25 protein-coding genes are annotated in these 24,201 nt (G+C 67.6%); 4 read left to right on the top strand and 21 right to left on the bottom strand.

The annotated features are described in order from the left end of the window. Positions 1–71: 71 nt before the first annotated feature. Entirely contained in the window at positions 72–992 is a 921-nt protein-coding gene (locus AC1DC5_RS10700; RefSeq protein ID WP_476865094.1) for a cation diffusion facilitator family transporter, read from the bottom strand. A 352-nt stretch (positions 993–1,344) separates the two neighbouring features. Here AC1DC5_RS10700 and AC1DC5_RS10695 point away from each other — a divergent pair, with 352 nt between their 5' ends. Next, positions 1,345–1,614 (top strand): GlsB/YeaQ/YmgE family stress response membrane protein, encoded by a 270-nt coding sequence (locus tag AC1DC5_RS10695; RefSeq protein WP_223985465.1) that lies wholly within the window; start codon positions 1,345–1,347, stop codon positions 1,612–1,614. A 117-nt stretch (positions 1,615–1,731) separates the two neighbouring features. On the opposite strand, the gene AC1DC5_RS10690 is transcribed toward AC1DC5_RS10695, so the two are convergent. From AC1DC5_RS10690 to infC, 4 genes are all read right to left on the bottom strand, one after another. Continuing rightward, positions 1,732–2,643: a TrmH family RNA methyltransferase gene (locus AC1DC5_RS10690; protein WP_476865093.1), complete on the bottom strand. Its 912-nt coding sequence runs from the start codon at positions 2,641–2,643 to the stop codon at positions 1,732–1,734. A gap of 54 nt (positions 2,644–2,697) precedes the next feature. Beyond that, a complete protein-coding gene (gene rplT / locus AC1DC5_RS10685; RefSeq protein ID WP_441405430.1) occupies positions 2,698–3,177 on the bottom strand; it encodes a 50S ribosomal protein L20 in 480 nt (159 codons plus the stop codon). Positions 3,178–3,296: 119 nt separating this feature from the next. Next, positions 3,297–3,491 carry a 50S ribosomal protein L35 gene (gene rpmI, locus AC1DC5_RS10680; RefSeq protein WP_009358635.1) on the bottom strand — a complete coding sequence of 65 codons (195 nt, stop codon included), beginning with the start codon at positions 3,489–3,491 and terminating at the stop codon, positions 3,297–3,299. Between the two features lie 115 nt (positions 3,492–3,606). Further along, the gene (gene infC / locus AC1DC5_RS10675; protein WP_476865092.1) at positions 3,607–4,689 is read right to left on the bottom strand and encodes a translation initiation factor IF-3; all 1,083 of its coding nucleotides are present in this window, start codon (positions 4,687–4,689) and stop codon (positions 3,607–3,609) included. Positions 4,690–5,133: 444 nt separating this feature from the next. Here infC and AC1DC5_RS10670 point away from each other — a divergent pair, with 444 nt between their 5' ends. Then, the gene (locus AC1DC5_RS10670; protein ID WP_476865091.1) at positions 5,134–5,520 is read left to right on the top strand and encodes a DUF1844 domain-containing protein; all 387 of its coding nucleotides are present in this window, start codon (positions 5,134–5,136) and stop codon (positions 5,518–5,520) included. 129 nt (positions 5,521–5,649) lie between these two features. On the opposite strand, the gene AC1DC5_RS10665 is transcribed toward AC1DC5_RS10670, so the two are convergent. The 8 genes from AC1DC5_RS10665 to AC1DC5_RS10630 all read right to left on the bottom strand — a co-directional run bounded on the left by AC1DC5_RS10665 (position 5,650) and on the right by AC1DC5_RS10630 (position 12,136). Then, positions 5,650–6,996 carry an MFS transporter gene (locus AC1DC5_RS10665; RefSeq protein WP_441405433.1) on the bottom strand — a complete coding sequence of 449 codons (1,347 nt, stop codon included), beginning with the start codon at positions 6,994–6,996 and terminating at the stop codon, positions 5,650–5,652. A gap of 62 nt (positions 6,997–7,058) precedes the next feature. Further along, entirely contained in the window at positions 7,059–7,958 is a 900-nt protein-coding gene (locus AC1DC5_RS10660) for an SseB family protein (protein WP_441405434.1), read from the bottom strand. Positions 7,959–7,971: 13 nt separating this feature from the next. Continuing rightward, positions 7,972–8,718: a bifunctional 1-(5-phosphoribosyl)-5-((5-phosphoribosylamino)methylideneamino)imidazole-4-carboxamide isomerase/phosphoribosylanthranilate isomerase PriA gene (gene priA / locus AC1DC5_RS10655; protein ID WP_441405435.1), complete on the bottom strand. Its 747-nt coding sequence runs from the start codon at positions 8,716–8,718 to the stop codon at positions 7,972–7,974. A 52-nt stretch (positions 8,719–8,770) separates the two neighbouring features. Further along, entirely contained in the window at positions 8,771–8,929 is a 159-nt protein-coding gene (locus AC1DC5_RS10650) for a hypothetical protein (protein WP_186329225.1), read from the bottom strand. After that, positions 8,930–9,742, bottom strand: a complete 813-nt coding sequence (hisH, locus tag AC1DC5_RS10645) for an imidazole glycerol phosphate synthase subunit HisH (protein WP_441405436.1) — start codon at positions 9,740–9,742, stop codon at positions 8,930–8,932. It lies immediately after the preceding gene. Continuing rightward, the gene (gene hisB, locus AC1DC5_RS10640; RefSeq protein WP_441405437.1) at positions 9,739–10,365 is read right to left on the bottom strand and encodes an imidazoleglycerol-phosphate dehydratase HisB; all 627 of its coding nucleotides are present in this window, start codon (positions 10,363–10,365) and stop codon (positions 9,739–9,741) included. The genes hisH and hisB overlap by 4 nt, the downstream gene beginning before the upstream one ends. 65 nt (positions 10,366–10,430) lie before the next feature. Continuing rightward, on the bottom strand, positions 10,431–11,549 hold the full coding sequence (locus tag AC1DC5_RS10635; RefSeq protein WP_441405438.1) for a histidinol-phosphate transaminase: 1,119 nt from the start codon (positions 11,547–11,549) through the stop codon (positions 10,431–10,433). A gap of 140 nt (positions 11,550–11,689) precedes the next feature. Continuing rightward, on the bottom strand, positions 11,690–12,136 hold the full coding sequence (locus AC1DC5_RS10630) for a LysM peptidoglycan-binding domain-containing protein (RefSeq protein WP_476865090.1): 447 nt from the start codon (positions 12,134–12,136) through the stop codon (positions 11,690–11,692). A gap of 341 nt (positions 12,137–12,477) precedes the next feature. Between AC1DC5_RS10630 and lexA the strand changes: the two genes are divergently transcribed. After that, entirely contained in the window at positions 12,478–13,227 is a 750-nt protein-coding gene (gene lexA / locus AC1DC5_RS10625) for a transcriptional repressor LexA (protein WP_441405440.1), read from the top strand. Between the two features lie 208 nt (positions 13,228–13,435). On the opposite strand, the gene AC1DC5_RS10620 is transcribed toward lexA, so the two are convergent. Continuing rightward, positions 13,436–15,607, bottom strand: coding sequence for an ATP-dependent DNA helicase (locus AC1DC5_RS10620; protein WP_441405441.1), 2,172 nt, complete (start codon positions 15,605–15,607; stop codon positions 13,436–13,438). Further along, on the bottom strand, positions 15,600–17,168 hold the full coding sequence (hflX, locus tag AC1DC5_RS10615) for a GTPase HflX (protein ID WP_441405442.1): 1,569 nt from the start codon (positions 17,166–17,168) through the stop codon (positions 15,600–15,602). Before hflX ends, AC1DC5_RS10620 begins: the two co-directional genes overlap by 8 nt. Positions 17,169–17,643: 475 nt before the next feature. Here hflX and AC1DC5_RS10610 point away from each other — a divergent pair, with 475 nt between their 5' ends. Further along, positions 17,644–18,258 carry a class I SAM-dependent methyltransferase gene (locus AC1DC5_RS10610; protein ID WP_441405443.1) on the top strand — a complete coding sequence of 205 codons (615 nt, stop codon included), beginning with the start codon at positions 17,644–17,646 and terminating at the stop codon, positions 18,256–18,258. Here the strand turns inward: AC1DC5_RS10610 and dapF are convergent. The 6 genes from dapF to AC1DC5_RS10580 form a co-directional block, all read right to left on the bottom strand. Beyond that, entirely contained in the window at positions 18,239–19,195 is a 957-nt protein-coding gene (gene dapF, locus AC1DC5_RS10605) for a diaminopimelate epimerase (protein WP_441405444.1), read from the bottom strand. The genes AC1DC5_RS10610 and dapF overlap by 20 nt on opposite strands. A 99-nt stretch (positions 19,196–19,294) precedes the next feature. Further along, complete coding sequence (gene miaA, locus AC1DC5_RS10600; protein ID WP_441405602.1) at positions 19,295–20,188, bottom strand: tRNA (adenosine(37)-N6)-dimethylallyltransferase MiaA; 894 nt, start codon at positions 20,186–20,188, stop codon at positions 19,295–19,297. A gap of 192 nt (positions 20,189–20,380) precedes the next feature. Then, entirely contained in the window at positions 20,381–21,955 is a 1,575-nt protein-coding gene (miaB, locus tag AC1DC5_RS10595) for a tRNA (N6-isopentenyl adenosine(37)-C2)-methylthiotransferase MiaB (protein WP_441405445.1), read from the bottom strand. Between the two features lie 38 nt (positions 21,956–21,993). Then, complete coding sequence (locus tag AC1DC5_RS10590) at positions 21,994–22,479, bottom strand: regulatory protein RecX (RefSeq protein WP_441405603.1); 486 nt, start codon at positions 22,477–22,479, stop codon at positions 21,994–21,996. Positions 22,480–22,627: 148 nt separating this feature from the next. Next, complete coding sequence (recA, locus tag AC1DC5_RS10585; RefSeq protein ID WP_441405446.1) at positions 22,628–23,680, bottom strand: recombinase RecA; 1,053 nt, start codon at positions 23,678–23,680, stop codon at positions 22,628–22,630. A gap of 276 nt (positions 23,681–23,956) precedes the next feature. Next, positions 23,957–24,175 carry a DUF3046 domain-containing protein gene (locus AC1DC5_RS10580; protein WP_160666697.1) on the bottom strand — a complete coding sequence of 73 codons (219 nt, stop codon included), beginning with the start codon at positions 24,173–24,175 and terminating at the stop codon, positions 23,957–23,959. Between the last annotated feature and the right edge of the window lie 26 nt (positions 24,176–24,201).

Here is a 24,201-nt window from a genome sequence, read left to right as displayed (position 1 = left end):
CGCGTGGCGGCTGCCGGACCGGCGGCCCCTTCAGAACTGTTGGTCGCCCTAACGGCGGGCCCAGCCTCCGGTTATGGCGCACTGACGCGCTGAACATCCGGCTCCAGGTAGATGACCCGGGCGATCGGCACAGCCTCGCGGATCCGGGTCTCGGCGTCGTCGATCGCCTTGGCGATTTCCTGGCCCGTCTCCGAGCGGCCGATGCTGATCTTGGCAGCAACCAGCAGTTCTTCCGGGCCCAGGTGCAGGGTCTTGAGGTGGATGATCGAAGTGCCATCGGACTCGATGGCCGCCCGGATCTTGACGACGTCGTCCTTCGTTGCGGATTCGCCGAGCAGCAGGGACTTCGTTTCCACGGCCAGCACGGCGGCGATAGCCACGAGCAGGAACCCGATCATCGCCGTGCCCAGGGCGTCCCAGACGCCGTTCCCGGTGATGAGCGTCAGGCTCACGCCGAAGAGGGCGAAGGCCAGGCCCACGAGGGCGCCGAAATCCTCGAGGAGGATGACCGGCAGCTCCGGCTGTTTGGCACTGCGGACGAACTTGACCCAGCTCTGCTTGCCGCGGATGGGGTTGGATTCGGTGATCGCGGTCCGGAATGAGAAGGACTCGGCGATGATGGCGCCGATGAGTACGGCGAGCGGGACCCACCAGAACGCCCCCTCGATGGCGTGGGGGTCTTGGAGCTTTCCCCACGCTTCATACAGGGCGAAGAGGCCGCCGACGCTGAACAGCACGATCGAGACGATAAAGGCGTAGATGTAGCGCTCGCGTCCGTAGCCGAAGGGATGCTCCGGGCTCGCCGCCCGCTTCGCCCGTTTGCCGCCCACCAGCAGCAGGAGCTGGTTGCCGGAGTCCGCGAGTGAGTGGATCGCTTCGGCCAGCATCGATGAGGAAAGCGTCAGGAAGTAGGCGACGAATTTCAGCGCGGCAATCGTCAGGTTCGCGGCCAGCGCCGCAACAATCGCCTTAGTACCGCCGTTTGCAGCCAAGGGAGCTTCTCCTTAGGGGTTCGAGCCGGTGGTGGGCTCCGGCCCGTGCCTGTGCCCACAAGAGACACGGTACCCGTTATCGCCCCGGCAAAGCAGTGCGCAGCTCATCACCGGCGGCACAGCAGAGAGGACCGAAAAAACAGCACCGCACCAGCGCCGCACCAGACGCCGGCGGCGCCCGGCAGCGCCCGGCGTGGACCCGGCATGAACCCGGCTTCCACCCGCAACGGCGCAGGTCACCGGGCAAGTAACGATTGGGTGTGAGCCTGCTGACAAGCAAACCGGCCTATGTTAGCTTGAAGCCATAATCGGAATCCACTATTTGGATGCCGACGAATATGTAGGAGGAGCAATGGGCTTTCTAGGCTGGATCATTCTCGGACTCATAGTAGGTGCAATAGTAAAGGCAGTCATGCCTGGCAGGGTCGGAGGCGGCTGGGTGACCAGCCTCGTGCTCGGTGTTGTCGGCGCAGTTGTCGGCGGCTGGATCGGCGACCTGCTGTTCGGCGGCGGCAAGATGGAATTCTGGAACCTCGGTTCCTGGCTTCTTGCCATTGTCGGCGGCCTCGTGGTTGCCCTTGTCTACGGCGCCATCACAGGACGCAACAAGACCACGACCTGACCGCCGGGATACGACGGCGGGAGCCCACCTTTCGGTGGACCCCCGCCGTATTTTTTTTGCGCCCTTCCGCGTCCGGCTGCCGGCCCGCCCGTCTGCACCGGTCCGGCCCGCGCGGATCTACCCTCGCGGGGCTCCGCCGTCCTGCTGCGAGCGGGCGCTGGCATAGAGGCAGACAGTGGCCGCCGTGCCCAGGTTGAGGCTCTCAGCCGCCCCGTAGACGGGCACAGCCACCCGGTGGTCCGCCAGGGCGAGCTCTTCCTCGGAGAGGCCCTGCGCCTCGTTCCCGAAAAGCCACGCCGTGGGGCTCTCCAGGGCGTACTCCGAACCCGTCGAGGCTGCACCGAGCCGGCGCGCAGCGTTCTGGTCCTGCAAAGCATCGAGGTTCAGCTGGCCCTGGCCGTCCGCGGCGAGGACTCCGATTCCGCGTTCCTTGCACCGGGCCGCCAGTTCATCGACGTCGACGCCGAGCACCACGGGCAGGTGGAAGAGGGATCCCGCCGTCGAGCGGACGGCCTTGGGGTTGTAGATGTCGACGCTGGAGGCGGTCAGGATGACGGCGTCCGCTCCGGCCGCGTCGGCCGCCCGGAGCACGGTGCCGGCATTGCCGGGGTCCCGGACCTGGCAGAGCACGGCAATCAGCCGAGGACCGGCGTCGAGCACCTGATCTAGGCTCACATCCAGGAAGCCGCAGACGGCGAGAATGCCCTGCGGGGTGACCGTGTCCGCCATCGCGGCGAGCACCTCGTCGGTGGCGAGGTAGGCGGTGGTGCCCTCCGCAAGGGCCTCCAGATCCGGGTGCCGGTCCAGGCACGACTCGCTCGCGTAGACCTCATAGACGACGCCGGACTCCCCCGCGGCAACCCTCTTCTGGTGCAGCACAAGGGCTTCCCGGACCGCCTGCGGCCCCTCGGCCAGGAACTCGCGGCGCTTTAAACGCGCCGGGCGCCCGGCAAGCTGTGCCACCTTCCTCACCCGATCAGCTCGAGGATTGGAAAGTACAAAGTCTTGCGGGCGCCCGGTTTCGTTCATATAAGAACCTTAGTAGCTTTCGCGGCCGGTTCTTGAACGACGTGGTTCGGGGTATTACTTGGCAGCCTCGTCAGCGGCGGCCTTCTTGGCGGCCGGCTTCTTGGCGGGAGCCTTCTTGGCGGCCGGCTTCTTCGCGGCCGGTGCAGCCTCAGCCTGGACGGCCGGAGCGGACGTGTCGGCGGGCAGCGAGTCCTTGGCGATCTTGACCAGCGCGGCGAAGGCGTTGGCGTCGGAAACGGCAAGCTCGGCCAGCATACGGCGGTCAACCTCGACCTCAGCGGCCTTGAGGCCCTGGATCAGACGGTTGTAGGTCAGGCCGTTGGCGCGGGATGCAGCGTTGATGCGCTGGATCCAGAGGCGACGGAAGTCGCCCTTCTTCTTCTTGCGGTCGCCGTAGCTGTACACAAACGAGTGCAGCAGCTGCTCTTTGGCCTTGCGGTACAGGCGTGAACGCTGTCCACGGTAGCCCTTTGCGCGCTCAAGAATAACCCGGCGCTTCTTGTGGGCGTTGACCGCCCTCTTCACACGTGCCACGTGCGTACTCCTTCGAAAATCTGATCCCAAGCATCTACTGCCGGATCAACCGGCTGGCCTGAGAAGCCTTTTTGGTAGTTGACTGCCGCCAGGTGGCAGACAGTCAGAGAACTTGGAACTTAGATGCCGAGCATCTTCCGGATGACCTTGGCGTCGCCCTTGAAGACGATCTTGTCGCCGGCGAGGCGGCGGGTCAGCCTGGAGGACTTGTGCTCGAGGTAGTGGCGGCGGTTGGCCTGCTGGCGGCGCAGCTTGCCGCTGCCGGTCAGCTTGAAGCGCTTCTTAGCACCACTGTGGGTCTTCATCTTCGGCATGGGAACCGATCTCCTTACGTATCCGCAGACAAGGCCTGCAGTCTTTCGTGCAGCCGCCCCTGCGGGCGGCATGCTGGTTGCTTGCTGCCGGACATTGCTGTCCGGCAGCCCTGAACTAGTTGGTCTTCTTGGCTGCCGGCTTGGCGGCGGCCTTCGGGGCAGCCGGCCTTGCAGCAGGCTTCGGCGCCGCGGGACGCGGTACCGGCTTCGGAGCAGCAACCGGCTTCGGTGCTGCCGCCGGAGCGGCCTTTTCAGCCTCGGGAGCCTTCGCGGCTTCCGGAGCCTTGGCGGCGGCCTTGGGCGCTGCGGGCGCCTTGGCTGCTGCCGGCCTGGCAGCGGCCTTCGGAGCCTCGGCCTTGGGGGCTTCGCGCTTCGGAGCGGCCTTCGGAGCCTTGGCGGCCTCCTGCTTCGGCGCTGCCTCGACGGGAGCCTTCTGAGCCGGGGCTTCCTCGACCTTGGCCTCCGCGGCTTCAGCCTTATCGGCCTCAACCGTTTCGGCCGAGGCCTCGACGGCGGCTTCCGCGGCGGGAGCTTCCGTTACGGTTACCTCAGCCTCGGGCGCCTCAGTCCGGACCTGGTAGCCCTCCGGCAGCAGGTCGGCCAGCGACTGCGTCAGGGGCGCCTCGGGGCCGGACGTGTCAACGCGGCCTCCACCGGAAGCCTTGGCTTCGTTCTCGGCCTTGGCTTCCGCACGCTGCGATGCGCGGCGGGCCTCTGCCTTGGCTTCGGCCTTGTTCTTCAGGGGGCCGACCACCATGACCATGTTGCGGCCATCGATGCGCGGGCTGGACTCCACGACGCCGACTTCGGAGACGTCCTCGGCGAAGCGCTGGAGCAAGCGGATGCCCATCTCGGGGCGCTGCTGCTCACGGCCGCGGAACTGGATCATGGCCTTGACCTTGTCACCGGCACCGAGAAAGCGGAGCGCGTGGCCGCGCTTCGTCTCGTAGTCGTGGGTGTCGATCTTCAGGCGGAAGCGGATTTCCTTCAGAACCGTGTTGGTCTGGTTCTTCCGGGCTTCGCGTGCCTTGACCGCGGCTTCGTACTTGTACTTGCCGAAGTCCATCAGCTTGCACACCGGAGGCTTGGCCTGCGGTGCAACTTCAACGAGATCAAGATCGGACTCGGCAGCCAAACGCAGGGCATCCTCAATACGGACAACGCCTACTTGCTCGCCTGCAGGGCCGACCAGCCGCACCTCGGGGACGCGGATACGCTCATTGATTCTTGGCTCGCTAATGTTAAAGCTCCTGTGTTCGTGAGGGGTATTCCACCGGCAAAAAGAGAAGGCCCCCAATTGCCGGAGCAATCGAAGGCCTCGAAGATCGGAACTACCTGCCTCGCGTGAGGCGGCATGCATCCTGCCAGGGCTGGCGCCCGGGAAGAATGCCCGACCAGGTACCCGGCAACCTTGCTTCTTCCGAAGCTTCCCGAAGGAGAGCGGCTGACGCGGGTGGGAGAGAACTCCGCTTGCAAACTGAAAGTCGATTCTACAGAAGAAATCCCGTCCGGCGCACCTGCATGGCTAGCATGTTGGCTGCAGACGGGTTCCGGCTGTCATAACGCTCCGGTCAATCTAAAGCTAGATCTGAATCCGGAACGAAATAACGACAATCAGTCGGTCTGTGACAAGCTTACCAGCATGAGCACTTCAGACAGTAATTCACACGTTTACGAGCCCGCCAGCACCCAGGGCGACGTTTCACAGCAGATCCGGGACATCTCCGAGGTGCCCGCGATCGAGGTCATCACCACCGCTGCCGTGCACCTCATGAGCGCCGCCGCCGTGAAGCTTGGCCTCGCCGCCGAGGAGAACGCCGAGGAGCTCAAGGACCTGGACGAGGCCCGCAAGCTGATCACGGCCCTTGCCGGCTTGGTCACTGCCGCGGCTCCCGAGATCGGTTCCCAGCACGCCGGACCGTTGCGCGACGGACTGCGGTCCCTCCAGTTGGCCTTCCGCGAGGAGTCCATCCTTCCGGACGCTCCCGGCAAGGGCCCGGGCGAGAAGTACACCGGCCCGGTCAACTAGACCCCAACCCCAGTTACAACGCGGCACAAGCTACAACGCGGCGGCGGACGGACCACTTCGGTCAGTCCGCCGCCGCCGTCGTTAACGCCCGTGGCGTTACGGGTGCCGGCGGCGAGGCCCCCGGTTGCCTCAGGCTGCGGCGAGCCGCCGCCGGCGTAGGTGCTGCAGCGCGAGCCCCACGAGGCACAGCACGACGCCGCCCAGCCCCACGGCCACGAATCCGGCCCAGGGGCCCACGCCGTCGATGAAGACCCCGGCGAGTGGCGCCCCGAGGGCCACACCCCCGGTGAGGGCCGAGCCGTACCAGCCCATCGCTTCGCCGCGGCGCCGCTCATCGACGAGTTCGGCGACCTTTTCGGAGGCTGCCGACAGCACGGGCGCGCACAGCAGGCCCGGCAGGAGCGAGAGCAGGCACAGGGTCCAGGTGTCCTGCGCAAACGCCATCGGAATGGTCAGCGCAGACATGCCCAGCAGCAGCAGGATCGGTGAGATGGGCCGGTGCATGGCGCCGTAGATGAGGCCGCCGACCACCGAGGCCGCGCACCAGAAGAGGAACACCAGCCCGATCTCGGCCTGGTGCCCGCCGGATTCGAGGGCGGCCACAATTCCGACGTCGGTGCCGCTGAGGACCATGCCGGCCCCGGCCGCGACGGCGAAGACGGCGGCCACGGCTGACGTGAACCAGGCGAAGTTGTGGACGACCTTCTGCCGCAGCCCGGCGCGTTGCTGGCGCCTTTCCCCGGCGGCGGCCAGCGGGGCGAGCTCGGCGGCGGCTTCCTGCAGGTGGGCCGGGGCAGCGGCGACGACGGCGACTTCGGCGCCCTCCTGCTGGCCTGCCTCAAACGCCGCATCGGACTCGGCGTCGGACGCTGGTTCAGACCCAGGGACAGGCTCGGCGCTGCGGGTCGGCGGGTTGAACCACATCAGGAAGAGTCCGGACACCGAGGTGGCGATGCCAATGATGGTCAGTCCCAGGACCGAGAACCCGGCCGTGGCGACGAGCGCGCCGGCCGCGGGGCCGATCATAAAGACCAGTTCGGTGGAGATGGCGTCGAGGGCGAACGCCGTGCGCCGCTGCTCACCTGTGGCGAGGACGCCGAGGGACTGGCGCACCACGCTGAAGATGGGCAGCGTCAGCAGGCCGCCCACGAAGACCAGCGGCAGCAGGACCTCGTAGGACACGTGCGGCACAACGGACCAGATGACGGCTTCGGAGATGACGGACGGGATGAGCGCCCGCCGCAGGCCGACGGTGTCAACGCGCCGGCCGCGCCAGGGTGCGCCAACGGCGATGCCGATGGTCATCACGGCGGCGGCGGCGCCGGCGGCGGCGTAGCCCTGGCCGAGGGTCAGGACAATGTGCAGGGTCAGGAGGACCCCGGCCGCGGAGTGCGGTATGCGGGCAACCATCCCGACCAGCAGGAGCCGCCTGATGGGCCGGACGGCCAGCAGATCCCGGTAAAGCGCGAAGTTCACGAAACTATTTCCTTCTGGTACTGCCCCCGGCAGCACCCAGGATGTCCCCGGCCGACCGTCAGCTACTGTGCTGCGCGCTGCAATTTGACCTCGATCGAGTCAACCCGCTCAGCAAATATTTCATTCCGTGCCCAGGCGTTGTTGAGGCCGGACACGATGGACTGGACGCCGGCGGCGTCGAGTCCGTCTTCAAGGTAGAGCACCACGCGGAGCTCCGGGCCGGAGCCTCCGCCCGGGAGCTGCCTTCCCTCGGCCGTAACCGCGGCAACTCCCCCGCCCCGATGAATTTCAACACGGCGGACCGCGGGAAAGCCAACTGCGGCCTCGCCGAGGTTCCGGGCGAGCTCGGGATCAGCGTACGACGGCGTCCAGTCCCGCTGCTGGGCAAGGGCCCACACCGCGGGCCGGCGCACCACAAAGGTGATAGCGGACCCGGGGTCGAGCACGAGCAGTTCCGCCCCCTCGGCGACCGCGGAGAGTGCAGCGCGGGCCGCGTATACGGCTACCGGGCGCGCCTCGGGATGCCAGGCCTCGAGTGAAGCCGCAGAGGTGAAGACGGGCATCGCTGTCCGGCCGTCGGGGGCCTTGAGGGTTACGAGCGCCATGTCCGCCTGCTTGTCGGAGTGCAGGCCGCCGGCACCTTCGCCTTCTTCGGCGAGTGTGGCGATGATCGGCACAAACACCCGCGCCGTAGCGAGCGATGCCACCACCGCAGCCTCATCGCCGTCGCCCGCTTCGAGGGCAGCCAGCGCGGCGAGGTAGCCGGCCTCGGGGGTGCCGTCGTCGTCCTCGAAGTTGTGGATCGTAGCGTCCTCGCCGGACAGACTGCGCCCCGCCCACGGTTGGCCCGCAGAGTCGGTCGCTCCCCCGGCGCCCGCCAGGGCTGCGGCGATGTGTCCGGGCAACTGGCGTGTTGGGACGTGGTTGTCAGCTGCGTTGCCGCCCGTGGGCCGGTGCTCCATGCTGCGGGCTTTCCTAGCGGCGGCCGGCGACGTCGAGGGCCTCGGGCAGCGTGAAGTTGCCGTTGTAGAGGGCCTTGCCGACGATGGCGCCTTCGACGCCGAGCGGCACGAGGGAACGCAGGACCTTGAGGTCCTCGAGGCTGGAGATCCCGCCTGAGGCGACGACGGGTTTGCCGGTCTTTTCCACCATCTGGCGCAGCAGTTCGACGTTAGGGCCCTGGAGGGTGCCGTCCTTGGTGACGTCGGTGACGACGTAGCGGGAGCAACCGGCCTCCTCGAGGCGTCCGAGGACCTCCCAGAGGTCGCCGCCTTCCTTGGTCCAGCCGCGGCCGGCCAGCGTGGTGCCGCGGACGTCCAGCCCGACGGCGATCTTGTCGCCGAAGCGCTCGATCACCCGGGCGGTCCACTCTGGGTTCTCCAGTGCCGCGGTGCCCAGGTTCACGCGGGCCACGCCCAGGTCCAGTGCCTTCTCGAGGGACTCGTCGTCGCGCAGGCCGCCGGACAGTTCCACCTTGATGTCCAGCCGGCCGACCACTTCGCGCAGCAGTTCGGCGTTGGAGCCCCTGCCGAAGGCGGCGTCGAGGTCCACGAGGTGGACCCATTCGGCGCCCTGCTGCTGCCAGTTGAGTGCAGCCTCCAGCGGCGTGCCGTAGCTCGTCTCGCTGCCGGCCTCGCCCTGGACGAGGCGCACGGCCTGGCCGTTGACGACGTCGACGGCGGGCAGCAGCTCGAGCACGGGCAGCGGGGTTTCGGTGGTCATCGTGGATCCTCAGCTCTTCAGGGACGGCAGGTGGTCGGGGCGCTGCGGGTGGTCAGGCGGCAGGCAGGGTCAGGAGGTAGGCGGCCAGCAGCGCCATCCCGGCCAGGACGTAAAACACGATCTGGACCCAGCGCGGGCTCTTCTGCTGGCGGAAGGACAGCGCTCCGCCGACGAGCAGCCCGGCGAGGCCCATCAGCACGATGGACCACATCTAGGCGGTCCCGGCTTCCGGGGCGGCGTCGGACAGAGTGGCGTCGGACGGCACGGCTTCTGCGCGCACTGAGTCCGGGGCCGCTGATTCCGCGGCCCGGGAGCGGTCCCGCAGGCTCTCAACCCAGTTGCGCAGCAGGTGCGCCCCGGCGTCGCCGGACTTTTCGGGGTGGAACTGTGTGGCGCACAGCGGGCCGTTTTCCACGGCCGCGATGAACGGGGCACCGTGCTCGGACCAGGTGACCAGGGGCGCCGCCATCCGCGGCTGGATGACGTCGAAGTCCCACTGCTGGACCCCGTAGGAGTGCACAAAGTAGAAGCGTTCGTCTTCGACGCCGGCGAACAGCTTGGAGCCTTCCGGGACGGATACGGTGTTCCAGCCCATGTGCGGCACGACATCGGCGGGAAGGAGTTCGACCTTCCCGGGCCACTCCCCCATTCCTTCGGCTTCGGTGCCGTGCTCGACGCCGGCCTCGAACAGGACCTGGAGGCCGACGCAGATGGCCAGGACCGGCCGGCCGCCGGCCACGCGGCGGCCGATCATGCGGATCCCGTCGACGGCTTTGAGCTCGCGCATCACCGTTTCGAACGCACCGACGCCGGGCACCACGAGGCCGTCGGCGTTGAGCACGTCCTGCGGCTTGGAACTGAGGATCACTTCGGCACCGGCACGCTCGAGGGCGCGGACGGCGGAGCGGACGTTGCCGGAGCCGTAGTCGAGGACCGTGACGGTCGGCTTGCCCTCGGGCGACGCCGGCTTCGCGCCGGCGTCGGGGTCGATGATGGCGCCGTCCTTCAGCACTTTGCCGGTCACAGCGCACCCTTGGTGGAGGGAATGCCCTCGACGCGCGGGTCCGGTTCGACGGCGGCGCGCAGGGCGCGGGCGAAGGCCTTGAACTGGGCCTCGACGATGTGGTGCGGGTCCCGGCCGGCGGTGACGTTCATGTGCAGGCAGATGCCGGCGTGCAGGGTGATCGCCTCGAAGACGTGGCGGGTGAGGGAACCGGTGAAGTGTCCGCCGATCAGGTGGTACTCCTGGCCTGCCGGTTCTCCGCCGTGCACGAGGTACGGGCGGCCGGAGACATCGACGACGGCGTGCGCGAGGGCTTCGTCGAGGGGCACTGTGGCTTCGCCGAAGCGGCGGATCCCGGCCTTGTTTCCGAGGGCGGTGCGCAGGACCTCGCCGAAGGTGATCGCAACGTCCTCGACCGTGTGGTGGACGTCGATGTGTGTGTCGCCGGTGGCCTTGACCGTCATGTCGATCAGGGAGTGCTTGCTCAGCGCCGTCAGCATGTGGTCGTAGAACGGGACCGAGGTGCTGATGTCCGAGACGCCGGTGCCGTCCAGGTTGATCTCGACCAGCACCGATGACTCGCTGGTGGTCCGTTCCATGCGTGCGGTCCGGCCCTCGGCAGCGGTTGTTCCGGTGGTGCTCATGTGGGTGTCCTTTGGATGACGACGGTGCCCGGCGAACAGGGCAGGGTGGATGTCCTGGGTTAAGTCTAGGCGCGCTGCACTGCGCGGCCGGCCAGGATCCGCTCGAGGGCTTCGAGGAAGGCTGTGGTTTCCGTCTCAGTCCCGGCGGTGACACGAAGGTGCCCGGGAATGCCGACGTCGCGGATGAGCACCCCGGCATCCAGCAGTTCCTGCCAGACCTCGTGCGGGTTGTCCAGACCGCCGAAGAAGACATAGTTCGAGTCGGAGGCGGCAGGCTTGAGGCCCATCCGCTGCAGTTCGGCCACGATCCTGTCGCGCTGCCGCTTGATGTCCTCGACGTCGGCCATCAGCGCGACCCGGTGGTGCAGGGCGGCCAGGGCTGTCGCCTGGGTGATGGCCGAGAGGTGGTACGGGAGCCGGACCAGGCGCAGGGCGTCGGTGACCTCCGGGGCTGCCGCCATGTAGCCGACACGGGCTCCGGCCAGGGCGAAGGCCTTGCTCATGGTGCGCGAAACGATCAGCCGTTCCCGGCCGGGCAGCAGCGTCAGCGCGCTGGGCGTGCCGTTGTGGGCGAACTCGTGGTAGGCCTCATCGACGATAACGATGGTCTGGCTGGCCTCGCCGGCCTCGTAGACAGCCTCGACGACGTCCAGGCCAAGCCCGGTGCCGGTGGGGTTGTTCGGGGAGCAGAGGAACACGATGTTCGGCTGGAGTTCGCGGACCTGCCGGGCGGCCGACTCGGCACTGAGCCCGTAGTCATCGGCGCGGATCCCGGCGATGTACCCGGTGTCCGTGCCGGAAGCCAGCAGCGGGTACATGGAGTATGTGGGAGGGAAACCAAGGGCGGTGCGGCCGGGACCGCCGAAGGCCTGGAGGATCTGCTGGAGAACCTCGTTGGAGCCGTTCGCGGCCCAGATGTTGTCCGCGGCCAGTCCGTGCCCGAGGTATTCGGCCAGCGCCTCCCGCAGTTCCGTGAATTCGCGGTCCGGATAGCGGTTCAGTCCGGCGGCGGCAATGGTGACGGCGTCGGAGATGGCCGCGAGGACGTCGGCCGGGACGCCGTGGGTGTTCTCGTTGACGTTGAGCAGGATGGGGACGTCCAGCTGCGGTGCCCCGTAGGGGGTCAGGCCCCGCAGGTTGGTCCGGAGGGGAAGTCGGTTCAGGCGCTCTAACTGGTCAGTCACTTGTCCAGTTTAAGTGAGTTCGCGGCGGGCCCGGAAACTGTGACGCTTTGCGGGGCTGTCGGCGCCCTGCGGAACGCCTCGAGACCCTCAAGCGACGGGACCCCTGAGCTATCTGGATGGAGCTGCCTGGCCGGAACGAACTAGTTGGACGGAATGAAGAGCGCCTGGCCCGGCACGACGCGGGCGGCCTCGAGGTTGTTCAGCTGGATGATGTCGGCGACGACGTCGCGGGGATCGCGCTCGGGCGCCACTGCCTCGGCGATGGCCCACAAGGATTCGCCGGGCTGCACCGTTACCGAGACTGTGGGTGTCAACGACAGCTCGGCGGCAGAGTCCGCCGCCTTTGCCGGGGCGTTGAGGAATCCGCTGAAGGAGAGAACCAGTGCGGCCAGCAGGATGAGCGGCACCCCAATGAAGACGAAGCGCCCCCGCCGGGTGAGCTTAAGCGGCGCCTGCTTTGCCTGTTCGGCACGACCGCTGGGGCCGGACTGGCCGGGCTGACCTGTGCCGCTGCCGGTGCCGGGCCGGCCATAGTCGCCGAATGAGTCGCGGCCGAAAGTGTCGTGAAACGCGCTTGATGCTGACATGAACTGAGCCCTCCTGGACCATACTGTGCCGCCCGGCGTACTCCACGTACCCGCCGCCAACCGGCCTGACCTTCGAACAAAGAGACGAATAACCTGTTCCAACCGAACTGCGCCAAACTAGAACACATATTCGAATCTTGCTAGTTCTGTTTTAGCACTTATTGACGAACATTGTCGAGACTCGCTAGAACAAATGTTTGAAAAAGCTGTGTGGCTGGCCTACGTTTGAGTCAAAGAACAACCACTTCTGCAGTTGATCAGCAGGGTCTGACATTTCAGGCCGGAAGTTCCCGGCAGCTGCAGCCACAGCGGCCGGGCGGAACGGAAAGGCGTTGGCGAACATGGCAGCACAAGCCACTGGCGGCAGGGCCACCCAGCGGAGCCCGCAGGCAGCCCGGCCACCCAAGAGCCTTACCGTCCGGCAAAAGAAGATTCTGGAGACCATCCAGCGCTCCGTGACGGACAACGGGTACCCGCCGTCCATGCGCGAAATCGGCGACACGGTGGGCCTCGCGAGCCTTTCCAGCGTGACCCACCAGCTTTCGCAGCTCGAGAAGCTCGGCTACTTGCGGCGTGATCCCAAGCGCCCTCGGGCCATGGAAGTGCTGATGCCGTTGACCCTCGATGAGGGAACCGCGAAAATTTCAGGCGTCGAGAAGTCCAGCGGCCTGCGCAGTGTCGGCGGCTTGTCTGTTTCGGAGCTGGCCAGTGCCACGGATACCGCCATGGTGCCGTTGGTGGGCCGGATCGCCGCGGGCGGACCGATCCTGGCCGACCAGGTGGTTGAGGACGTTATGCCCCTGCCCCGCCAGCTGGTGGGCCACGGCGAGCTCTTTATGCTCAAGGTCGCCGGTGACTCGATGATCGATGCGGCCATCTGCGACGGTGACTGGGTGGTGGTGCGCAGGCAGGGCGATGCTGTCAATGGTGACATTGTGGCCGCCCTGCTGGATGACGAGGCAACAGTGAAGACCTTCCGCCAGCGTGACGGCCACACCTGGCTGCTGCCGCAGAATACCCAGTACGAGCCCATCCTCGGCGATCATGCCGTCATTATGGGCAAAGTCGTCTCGGTGCTGCGCTCCCTCTAGGACTGAACCTCCCGGCAGCTCAGAGCTGCCCAGTCCCTGCGAACACGGCCCCGCCGGCGTTGACCAGTTCACGCCGGACGGGGCCTTTCGCGTTCCTCCCGGTTACTGGCACCCCGGCGGCGGCAGGGTCCCGGAAAATCCGCGGACGCCGCGGGGACCCGCATCCCGGCCCGGTCACATGTCCCGGCAGGGTCCCAACCCGGCGGGGCTACGTGGCGGGCTGCCCTGATTCCTTCGCGAGCCGCTCCAGAGCCGCGACGGCGATGGCGGGGTCCGTGGTGGGCCAGAACGGCGGCAGGGCGGCGCGGAGGAATCCCCCGTAGCGTTCGGTGGACAGCCGCGAGTCCAGCACAGCCACCACACCCTTGTCCGTCGTCGTGCGGATCAGTCGGCCCGCGCCCTGGGCCAGACGGATGGCAGCGTGGGTCGCGGAAACACTCATGAAGCCGTTGCCGCCGGCCTGGGCCACGGCCCGGGACCGCGCCGTCATCAGGGGATCGTCGGGCCGCGGGAACGGGATCCGGTCGATCACTACGAGGCGGCAGGAGGTCCCCGGCACGTCGACGCCCTGCCACAGGGACATGGTGCCGAAGAGGCAGGTGTCCGGCTCGTCGGCGAACTGCTTCACCAGCGCCGTCATGGTGGAATCCCCCTGGCAGAGGATGCTCATGTCCAGCCGTGGCCGCAAGGCCTCGGCAGCGTCCTCGGCGGCGCGCCGCGACGAGAAAAGGCACAGCGCCCCGCCGCCGGAGGCCCGGATCAGCTTCTCGAGTTCGTCGAGCGCTTCCGGGGACGTGCCGCGGCCGGGCTTGGGCAGATGCTTGGCAACGTACAGGATGCCCTGCTTGGGGTATTCGAACGGAGAGCCGACGTCGACGCCGGTCCAGCTCGGGGCGCCTGGACCCACCAGGCCCAGGCCGCCGGCAGCAGGTTCGAAAGCGGACCCGATCGCCAGGGTGGCCGAGGTGAGGATGACCGTGTGGTCCGCGAACAGGCCCTCGCGGAGCCGCCCGGCAACGCTGAGCGGGGCGATATTGACCAGCGCCGGGGCGGACTCGTCGGGCTGGGAGTAGCCCTGCTGCGGGTCGAAGGTGCTGTTGCGGGAAAACCAGACCACTTCGCGGTTCTCGCGTGCTGCCAGCAGCCGTTCACAGAGTTCCAGGATCACCATGAGCCGGGAGCGCGCGAGCTGGCGGCCGCCGTCGGCCGTGTTCGCGCTGTCCCCCTTGGAATCCGAGAGCGCGGCGCGGCAGGCGTCCCGCAACTGGTCCACGCAGTCCAGCTGTTCGCTGTTGAGGCCGTTGGGCATAAGCCCGCTGGGGACGCCCTCAATGGCAAGTTCGAGGTTGGATGCGGCGTTGTTCAGCGCGTCCACGGTGATGCCGGCGTGCTTCCGTGCCCCGGACGCGGCGGCGTGCACCATGGCCACAGAAAGCTGGCCGGACACGGCGCCGGTCACGCGGTCCTGGAGCTCGTGGGCTTCATCGACCACCACGACGTCGTATTCCGGCAGCACGGCGAGGCCTTCGAAGGCGCTGACGGCCAGCATCGCGTGGTTGGTGACCACGACGTCGGCGTCCGCGGCGTTTTGCCGGGCCAGTTCGCTGAAGCATTCGGCTGCCAGGGGGCATTTCTGCGCGCCGAGGCACTCCATGGAGGTGACGGAGACCTGCCGCCAGGCGCGGTCCGTGACGCCGGGCAGGAGTTCGTCGCGGTCCCCTGTCACGGTGTCCTCGGCCCACTCGCGCAGCCGGACGACCTCCTTGCCGAGCTGGGAGGACGGACCGCCCATGGCCGCGGCGAAGTGCGGCACGGAGGTGTCCTCGCCGAGCGAGAAGAGCTGGCCCTCCGACGGTTCTTCGGAGGGGAAGCCGCCTTCGAGCTTGTGGCGGCACACGTAGTTGGACCGGCCCTTGACGAGGGCGACTTTGACGGGCCGGTCGAGCGCCGGGGTGATGGTCTTCAGCAGCCGGGGCAGGTCACGGCCCACGATCTGGGTCTGCAGTGCCAGCGTGGCCGTGGAGACCAGCGTGGGCTTGTCGCTGACGAGCGAATGGGCGATCAGGGGGATCAGGTAGGCGAGTGACTTGCCGGTGCCGGTGCCGGCCTGGACCAGCAGGTGGTCGCCGCTGTCAATCGCCTGCGCCACCTGCCGGGCCATTTCGTGCTGGCCGTCGCGGCTCTGGCCGCCCATCCCGGACACGGCCCGGTCGAGGAGTTCGATAACGAACTCCCCGCCGGTCCTGCCGCCCGAACGTGCCGGACGTTCTCCGGCGTCCGTTCCTGCAGCCCCGGTTCCTGCAGCCCCGGTTCCTGCGTCGTCCTCCCCCGCCGGGTCGCCCGTGCCTGTGTCCGCCCCGGTCACCGCTGCCTCAGTCATTGCTGATGAACGAATCCAGTTCAGCGGCCAGTCCCTCGCGCACCATTACGACGGCGCGGGTTCCCGCTTCCTCGTGGTCGAGGCTGAGGATCTCGGCGTCGGCTTCGTGCAGCTTGCTGATCAGGTCCCCGCGGTTGTAGGGGATGAGCAGCTCCAGCTTCACGCTGGGCCGCGGAATGCCTTCACTGATGGCCTTGAGTAGCTCCGGGATGCCTTCGCCGGTGCGCGCCGACACCACCACGTGGCGCGGTTCGCGCTGCTTCAGCCGCTCGATCACGAAGGGATCCGCGGCGTCGGCCTTGTTCAGGACGATGATTTCGGGCACCTTGCGGGCGTCGACTTCGCTGAACACCTTGCGGACGGCAGCGATCTGGCCTTCCGGATCCGGGTGCGAGACGTCCACGACGTGCAGGATCAGGTCCGAATCGGCAACCTCCTCCAGGGTGGAGCGGAACGCCTCCACAAGCTGGGTCGGCAGCGACCGGACGAACCCCACGGTGTCGGCAAGGGTGTAGCCCAGCCCGTCTGAGGTTTCGGCCTTGCGGACCGTCGGGTCCAGGGTGGCGAACAGGGCGTTCTCCACCAGGACACCGGCGTCGGTCAGCCGGTTCAGGAGCGAGGACTTACCGGCGTTGGTGTACCCGGCGATCGCCACGGACGGCACGGAATTACGACGGCGGTTGGCGCGCTTGGTCTCCCGGGCCGGCTTCATTGCGGCGATTTCACGCCGAAGCTTGGCCATCCGGGTGCGGATCCGGCGGCGGTCCAGTTCGATCTTGGTTTCACCCGGACCGCGCGAACCCATACCCGCACCGGCACCGCCCACCTGGCCACCGGCCTGGCGGGACATCGAGTCACCCCAGCCGCGCAGGCGCGGGAGCAGGTATTCGAGCTGGGCCAGTTCCACCTGGGCCTTGCCCTCGCGGCTCTTGGCGTGCTGGGCAAAGATGTCCAGGATCAGGGCCGTGCGGTCGATGACCTTGACCTTGACGATGTCTTCCAGGCTGCGGCGCTGGGACGGCGCCAGTTCGGCGTCGACGACGACGGTGTCCGCGCCCGTGGACATCACGATGTCCTTGAGTTCCTGCGCCTTGCCGGAGCCGAGGAAGGTGCCCGGATCGGGCTTCTGGCGGCGCTGGACGATACCGTCCAGGACCTCCGAACCGGCGGTCTCGGCCAGCGCGGCGAGTTCCCGGAGGGAGTTCTCGGCGTCGGCAAGGGTCCCTTCCGTCCAAAGGCCGGCCAGCACGACGCGCTCGAGCCGCAGCTGCCGGTATTCGACTTCGGTGACGTCTTCGAGCTCGGTGGACAACCCGGCGGTGCGGCGCAGGGCGTGCCGTTCCGCGAGGTCCTGCTGGTCGCCGTCGTAGGTGCTGTGCTCCTCGTCCAGCCGGGAGATCGCCTGCGCTTTGCCGAGCACCGAAGCGGGATCACCGGCGGCCGGGGCTGCCTTCCGGGCAGGAGTGTCCTTGGCGAGGATCCGGTCGATGACAGCCTGGATTTCCGCAGGACTCATGTCTTGGGATGCTGAATCGGGTCCGGTGTTGGGCTGGCTGGTCATGGTCTCCTTTAGAGGTTCGGCAGTTTCAGAATAGTGCCGATCGGTGCTGTGCGGGGCGGTATTCGCGCTGGGCTGACGACTATTGGTCATTCATGGCCTCCTGGGATGCCTGCGGCAGCGGTGCCGGGGGCAGGGTGGGCTCCGGGCCGGAGCGGTGGAAACGGGGAGGGAACAGGCATGGGTTCTGCCTTGAGGAGGGAGTTGTTCCGCCCGGGCCGGGCTCCAGTGAGCGCTGCCAAACTCCAAGTTCGGGCGCCAGCGGCGAATCCATTTCAGGACAATCACGGGTGGCGCACTGAGCGGAAGGTAACTACCTGCGTCGCTGCGGGGACGGGACTCCGGTGAAGAACGGAAGGCCCGTGCCGGCTACTTGAAGATCAAGAACATGTTTTTAACACTAGCAGACGGCCCGGCTGGCTCCGGCCGGCCGCCGCGGTTTCCTCTAGGGGCCGACGGCCAACTAATCTAGCCAGTTATGGAGTCTGCACACTATTTCAGCGCCCAGCCCTCTGGGCCGTTCACCCGCAAGCCACTGACCGTGGAGCTTGCCGGTGCCACGCGGCAACTGCAGACGTCCTCCGGTATCTTCAGCCCGGACGGCATCGACAAAGGCACGGCTGTGCTGCTGGCCGAGGCCCCATCCCCCGCGCCGCAGGGGAACTTGCTGGACATTGGTTGCGGCTGGGGTCCGATCGCGCTGACCATGGCCCTGCGGGCACCGCATTCCCGGGTCTACGCCGTGGACGTCAACGAGCGCTGCGTGACCCTAACCAACGAAAACGCCACACTGCTGGGCTTGGGCAACGTCACGGCCAGCACGCCCGACGCCGTCGACCCCGAGCTTCGCTTCGACACCATCTGGTCCAACCCGCCCATCCGGATCGGCAAGGACGAGCTCCACGCCCTGCTGCTCCTGTGGCTTCCCCGGCTGGCGCCGGGCGGCTCCGCATGGCTGGTGGTGCAGAAGAACCTGGGGTCGGATTCGCTGCAGCGCTGGCTCGCAGCAGAGCTGGACAGCAGCTTCGCGGTGACGCGCGAGAGCACCTCGAAGTCGTTCCGGATCCTTCGGGTCAGGAAAGCGTCCCACTAGCGACGATCACCGCGGGGCCGCTGAGCTCGACGTGCTCGTGGCCCGCGGCGCCGAGGAAGAACTTCACGCCGACGACTCCGCCTGGGACATGGACATTCCACGCATCCGGGGCACCCTGGCCGGCCCAGTGGCGGATCGCGACGGCGGCCGCGCAGGCGCCAGTGCCGCAGGACTGCGTTTCTCCGACTCCGCGCTCATGAACGCGCATGGTGATGGTTCCTACGCCTTCGTGGACCAGCGGCTCGGACGGCACCACGAACTCAACATTGGTTCCGTGCGGCGGGGTGGGGTCCACGTGGGGTGCGGTGAACAGCTGCGTGGCCTCCAGCTCGGCGAGTTCTGCCAGTGCCACAACGGTATGCGGGTTGCCCATGCTGACGGACAGGGCGGGCCGGGCGACCTCCAGCCCCGCCGCGCTGACCAGTGAATCCATGGCCCGGGCGGTGGCCTCGCCCGGGAAGATGAATTCCCAAGGGCCCATGTCGACGGCGTAGCCGGAGGCGGTGCGGACGATGGTCTTGGCGCCGCCGCGGGTGCCGATGGTCAGTGATTCGCCGGCAGGCAGTTCGACGAGGCCTTCGGCAATCAGGAAGTGCACAAAGACGCGGACGCCGTTGCCGCACATCTCGGAGAGTGAGCCGTCGCCGTTGCGGTAGTCCATGAACCATTCGGCGTCCGGGTGCCGGGTCAGCAGCTCCTGGCCCTCGGCGAGCAACCGGGACGGGACGGCGCGGATCAGTCCGTCGCCGCCGATTCCGCGGTGGCGGTCGCACAGGGCTGCGACCTGCTCCGGCGTCACCGACAGCGTGCCGTTGGGGTCGGCCAGGAGCACAAAGTCGTTGCCCGTGCCGTGGCCCTTGGAAAACGTCAGTCCGCTCAGGGCAGCAGGGTCAGCGGCGGTGTTGCGATCGGCGGCCGCGGCCAGGGGTTCGTCCATGCTCCAAGGTTACCGTTTCGACCCGGGGCCGCCCGTCAACCTCCCCGGGAATCCACCCTGGCGATCCACTCGCCGACAGGGAACTGCCGGCCCGGAACGTCAGCCGGGGACGCAGAGGGCAGCCGCCTTGGCCACCAGTTCCGGATCCTGCCAGTCAAGCCAGTGGATGCGGGGGTCGGCGCGGAACCAGGTGAGCTGGCGGCGCGCGAACTGCCGGGTCGCAACGATCGTTTCCTCGGCGGCCTGCGCCGGGTCGGATCCGCCGTCGAGGACGTTCAGGAATTGGGCGTACCCGAGGGCGCGCGGCGCGGTCTTGCCGAGCCGGAGTCCGGCGGCGTCGAGCCTCCGGACCTCATCGAGGAGCCCGCTGTCCACCATGGTGTGGACCCGGCGGGCGAGCCGTTCCCGGAGCTGTCCCCGGTCTACCTCGAGCCCGATTTGCACGGCGGGCTGGAAGTACTCGCGGGTGGGCATGAACGAGCTGAACGGCCGTCCTGTCAGTTCGAATACTTCCAGCGCGCGGATGATCCGGCGGGCGTCCCCGAGCCGGCCGGCCGAGACCGGGTCCACGGCTTCCAGCCGTGCCCGCAGCGGCGCCGGTCCGGCGGTTTCCAGTTCCGCTTCGAGCCGGCCCCGGATGGCGGGGTCGGTGCCCGGGAAATCCAGCACGTCGAGGGCGGCTCGGACGTAGAGGCCGGAGCCGCCGGCCAGGATGGCGCGTTTGCCGCGGGCGTGGATGCCGGCGATGAGTTCGCGGGCCTGCTGCTGGAAGTCCGAGACGCTGGCTTCCTCGGTCACATCCAGGATGTCCAGGAGATGGTGCGGCACTCCCCTGCGTTCGGCCATGGTGATCTTGGCGGTGCCGATGTCCATGCCGCGGTAGAACTGCATGGAATCGGCGTTGATGACTTCGCCGTCGAGCTCCCGTGCCAGCGAGACGGCGAGGTCGGACTTGCCGGAGCCGGTGGGCCCGACGACGGCGATCACCGGCAGAGCGCCGTCCGCCGCTGTCCCCGCAGCCGCGCCGTCAGCTACGGCACCCTTCGGTGCGGCGGCGTCCGGTGCTGTGCCGGCCGGCGCTGCGCCTTCCGGTGCTGTGCCTGCGGGGGCGCTCACTGCGGGTGGTGTTCCTGCTGCGGCGTCGTGTGCGCTGCCGGCAGCGGGGCCCTGCTGAGCTGTCACGGACTAGCGGCCGCGGACGGGAAGGGTGGGCATTCCCAGCGACACCCCGGTGGCACCGGACGCGGATCCCGGAGCGGGTGCGCCGCAGGAGTCCGCCTGGGACCTGTCCCAGGCGTCGCCCGCGCGCGAGCGTCGGAGGCTGTAGTCGGCCGACGTCGCCGGGTCGGCGACGAGGTGGAACGACGCGGCCTCGGTGATGGTCACGGTGACCAGGTCGCCGGGGCGGGGCGTCTGCGCACCGGCCGGCACGGAGAAGTGGACCAGGCGCTGGTCCTGGGACCGGCCCGAGAGCCGGTGGGTCTCTCCGGATTTGCGTCCGGACTGGGCCGTGACCATGACCTCGACGCGCCGGCCGAGCTGGCGGGCGTTCTCCTCGGCGGCGATGCGGTCCTGCAGGGCGGTGAGGCGTTCGAAGCGTTCCTGCACGACGGCCTTGGGGAGCTGGTCCGGGAGCTCCGCGGCGGGTGTGCCGGGTCGCTTGGAGTACTGGAAGGTGAAGGCGGTGGCGAAGCGGGACTTCTCGACGACGTCGAGCGTGGCCTGGAAGTCCTCCTCGGTCTCGCCGGGGAAGCCGACGATGATGTCCGTGGAGATGGCGGCGTGCGGGATCTTCTCGCGCACCTTGTCCAGGATGCCGAGGAACTTGGTGGAGCGGTAGGACCGCTTCATGTCCTTGAGGACTTTGTCGGAGCCGGACTGCAGGGGCATGTGCAGCTGCGGCATCACGTTCGGGGTCTCGGCCATGGCGTCGATGACGTCGTCGGTGAAGGCGGCGGGGTGCGGGCTCGTGAACCGGACGCGTTCGAGGCCGGGGATGTCGCCGCAGGCGCGCAGGAGCTTCGAGAACGCCTGCCGGTCGCCGAATTCGACGCCGTAGGAGTTTACGTTCTGGCCCAGCAGGGTTACTTCGATCGCGCCGTCGTCGACGAGGGCCTGGATCTCGGCCAGGATGTCGCCGGGTCGTCGGTCCTTTTCCTTGCCGCGCAGGGCCGGGACGATGCAGAACGTGCAGGTGTTGTTGCAGCCGACGGAGATCGACACCCAGCCGGAATAGACCGAGTCCCGCTTGGTGGGCAGCGTTGACGGGAAGACGTCGAGGGACTCGAGGATCTCGAGCTGCGCTTCGTTGTTGTGCCGGGCGCGTTCCAGCAGGGCCGGCAGGGCGCCGACGTTGTGGGTGCCGAAGACGGCGTCTACCCAGGGGGCCTTCTTCAGGATGGTGTCGCGGTCCTTCTGCGCGAGGCAGCCTCCGACGGCGATCTGCATTCCGGGGTTGGCGGCCTTGACCGGCGCCAGGATGCCCAGGTTGCCGTAGAGCTTGTTGTCGGCGTTTTCCCGAACCGCGCAGGTGTTGAACACCACGACGTCGGCCAGTTCTCCGGCGGAGGGGACGTAGCCGGCGGCCTCGAGCATCCCGGACATCCGCTCGGAGTCGTGCACGTTCATCTGGCAGCCGAATGTCCGCACCTGGTAGGTACGGGGCTGCGGTGTGGCGGACGTGGACCCGGCGCCAGGTGTTGACGAGGCGTCCGTGGGAGGGGTGGGGCCGGCTGCTGGGGAGGGAATGGTCAAACTCACCTGTTAAGGGTACCGGGTCGGCGCGCTGCCGGGCTTCCCTAGAACTCCGGTCCGGACCCCGCGCCGGCCCCGGACACGGCGTCATCGAGGACTTCGCCGACGATCCGGAACGCCTGTGAGGGCTGGTATCCCTTGCGGGCAAGCATGGACGCCAGCCGCCGCGTGGTCTTGTCCCGCTCCGCGCGGTCCTCGAACGCAGTCACGCCGCGGAGCTTGCGCTGGACGAGTTCGCGGGCCGCCGCTTCCTCGTCCTCGTCGCTGAGCTGTTCCAGGGCGCCGGTCGCGGTGTCCTCGTCGATGCCCTTCTCGGCGAGTTCGCGGCGGAGGGCGCCCTTGGCGAGTTTGCGGCTCTGGGACCGGGACCGGACCCACATGTCGGCAAAATCCGCGTCGTCCACGAGCTTCACCTCTTCGAAGCGGTCCAGGACCGCCTCGGCGACGTCGTCCGGGATGTTGCGCTCTGCCAGCTTGCGGGCGAGCTGCAACCGGCTTTTGGGCGAGTTCGTCAGCTGCCGCAGGACAATGTTGCGTGCGACTGCGGCCGGATCCGCGTCACGGTCCCGTTCGGCAGGAGCATCCGCGCCCGAAGGCCCTTCCCGGGGCCCGTCTCCGCCGGCAAAGCCTGGGGCAGAATTCCGTGCTGGGAATCCTGCCCCTTTGCGCCGCCGGCCGTTAGAAACCGTCAACGGCCTTCAGCTTCGGTGAATCTTCGGTCTCGGCGGGGGCCTTTACGCCGACGCCAAGCTTCTCCTTGATGAGCCGCTCCAGCTCCGCAGCCAGCTCCGGATTGTCGCGCAGGAAGCGCCGGGAGTTCTCCATGCCCTGGCCCAGCTGGTCGCCATCGTAGGTGAACCAGGAGCCGGACTTCTTGATCAGGCCGTGCTCGACACCCATGTCGATGATGCCGCCTTCACGGGAAATGCCCTGACCGTAGATGATGTCGAACTCGGCGATCTTGAAGGGCGGGGCCATCTTGTTCTTGACGATTTTGGCCTTGGTGCGGTTGCCGACCGAGTCCGCGCCCTCCTTGAGGGTCTGGATCCGGCGGACGTCGATGCGGATGGAGGCGTAGAACTTCAGCGCCTTACCACCGGTGGTGGTTTCCGGGGAGCCGAAGAAGACGCCGATCTTTTCGCGCAGCTGGTTGATGAAGATGGCAGTGGTTTTGGTCTGGCTCAGCCGGCCGGTGATCTTACGGAGGGCCTGGCTCATCAGGCGGGCCTGCAGGCCCACGTGGCTGTCGCCCATGTCGCCTTCGATTTCCGCACGGGGAACGAGGGCCGCAACGGAGTCGATGACGATGACGTCAAGGGAGCCGGAACCAATCAGCATGTCCATGATTTCCAGGGCCTGCTCGCCGGTGTCCGGCTGGGAGACCAGGAGCGCGTCGGTGTCGACGCCCAGCTTGGCCGCATACTCCGGGTCCAGGGCGTGCTCGGCGTCGATGAAGGCAGCGATGCCGCCCAGGCGCTGGGCATTGGCGACGGCATGCAATGCCACGGTGGTCTTACCGGAGGATTCCGGACCGTAGATTTCCACAACACGGCCGCGGGGCAGTCCGCCAATTCCCAGGGCGACGTCCAGCGCGATGGAGCCGGTCGGGATGACCTCGATGGGCGCACGGACTTCGTCGCCGAGGCGCATGACCGAGCCCTTGCCGAACTGCTTGTCAATCTGGGCAAGCGCTGCGTCGAGCGCTTTCTGGCGATCCGGGGCTGCGGCCATGGTTCACACCTCTGATACTTTCTCGCTGTGGAGGGGCCGTTGCGGACCCTGTGTAGTGTTCGTGATCAGTGCTGCCTGATCTGTGTTCGTGATCAGTGCTGCTTGATCAGTTTTCTGTCATTACTGAAGCTACTGGCACCCACTGACAGAGTTGCCTGTTCGCCCCGCGTATGTGGAAAACACTCTGAAAAAAGCATAGTCCCATCCGAACAGATATTCGAACAATCGTGCGGCGTGTCAGGCGCAGGCTGTCAGGATGACACTGCGGCACCCGGGTCAGCGCGGTTTGACGTCGCGGCCCAGCCGCCGCTCGGGCGGCACATCCTGGACCTCGCACAACGCCAGCCACACCTGCCGTGGCGGTACGCCGGCACCCAAGGCCTGGTCGGCAGTCCGGCCGCCGACTCCCGCCAGGACCAGCGAGCTGCTGAGGACGCGGGAGTACCCCGCCCCGAATTCGTCATCCATAAGCCGCCAAAAGTCACTGATTCGCACTCTTCGAGTCTCTCACGCTGCGGGAG

The sequence above is a fragment of the Arthrobacter sp. 10L424 genome (assembly GCF_056395325.1).
This window is presented reverse-complemented; position numbering and strand designations above follow the sequence as displayed.